The organism is Parvibaculum sp. (assembly GCF_040882025.1).
Lineage (GTDB): Bacteria > Pseudomonadota > Alphaproteobacteria > Parvibaculales > Parvibaculaceae > Parvibaculum.
Window position 1 is genome coordinate 1 of record NZ_JBBECC010000023.1, and the last position, 1,350, is coordinate 1,350.

General features: G+C 62.9%; 2 protein-coding genes. Both read left to right on the top strand.

What is annotated here, in order from left to right; all coding sequences use genetic code 11:
• Nucleotides 1-2 precede the first annotated feature (2 nt).
• Nucleotides 3-917 (top strand): glutathione synthase, encoded by a 915-nt coding sequence (gene gshB, locus WEB61_RS01960; RefSeq protein ID WP_368062650.1) that lies wholly within the window; start codon nucleotides 3-5, stop codon nucleotides 915-917.
• Nucleotides 918-919: 2 nt separating this feature from the next.
• Nucleotides 920-1,350, top strand: a 431-nt coding sequence (locus WEB61_RS01965) for a membrane dipeptidase (protein WP_368062651.1), incomplete at its 3' end; no start/stop codon positions are given.

The following is a 1,350-nucleotide window of genomic DNA, read 5'->3' on the forward strand; positions in this document are numbered from 1 at the left end:
AGATGGACCCGGTCCACCAGATCAACATCAATGCCGATTCGACTTTCGCATTGGGGCTGGAGGCGCAGCGCCGCGGCCACAAGCTTTTCTACTACGAGCCCAAGGACCTTTCGATGCGCGACGGCCGCGCCTATGCGCGGATGCGGCCGATGACGTTGCGGCGCGAGGTCGGCAACCACTCGACCCTGGGCAGTCTCGAAAAAACCTTTCTCGTCGATCTCGATGTGGTGTTGATGCGTCAGGACCCGCCTTTCGACATGAGCTACATCACGGCGACCCATATTCTCGAAACGGTGCATCCCGAAACGCTGGTGGTGAACAACCCGGCCGAGGTGCGCAACGCGCCGGAAAAGCTTTTTTCGGTGCGCTTCAAGGGCCTGCTGCCGCCGACGCTGATCAGTCGCGACCCGGAAGAAATCCGGGCCTTCCGCCGCGAGTTCTCCGACATCATCGTCAAGCCGCTTTTCGGCAATGGCGGCATCGGCGTTTTCCACATTCGTGAGGGCGACGAGAACCTCAACTCGCTGCTGGAGATTTTCGGTCAGATGAACCGCGAGCCGGTCATCGTGCAGAAATACCTGCCCGAAGTGCGGCAGGGCGACAAGCGCATCATCCTGGTCGACGGCGTGCCCGTCGGTGCGATCAACCGCGTTCCAGCCGAGGGCGAATCACGCTCCAACATGCATGTCGGCGGACGCCCCGAGAAATGGTCGCTGACGGCGCGCGAACGCGAAATCTGCGAGACGATCGGACCGGAATTGAAGGCGCGCGGGCTGATCTTCGTCGGCATCGACGTGATCGGCGACTGGCTGACCGAGATCAACGTCACCTCGCCGACCGGCATTCAGGAAATCGACCGCTTCGACAACGCCAATCTGGCGGGCCTCGTCTGGGACGCGATCGAGGCGCGGAGATAGCGATGGCACGGCGGGCACGCATCAACTGGACGCGATACGCGATCGTGGCGGCGGCGATTGCGCTTGTCATCGGCGCGATCTGGACACTGCGTCCGGTCTTCATCTCCGATGCGCCGCCGCCGACGATTGCAGAGACGGCGGCGCGCATTCACGCGTCGGTCATCGCCATCGACACCCATGTCGATATCCCGACGAGTTTTGGTACCGACATCTATGATCCCGGCAAGAGCAATGCGTGGCCCGTACAGGTCGATCTGCCGCGCATGCGCGACGGCGGTCTCGACGCGGTCTTTTTCGTTGTCTATGCGGGGCAGGGCGCACGCGACGCGGTGGGCTATGCGGCGGCCGCCTCCGAAGCCTTCGCGAAATTCGCCGCCATCCGCCGCATGACGGACAGCGCCCACAAGGATGAAATCGGTCTGGCGCTTTCGGC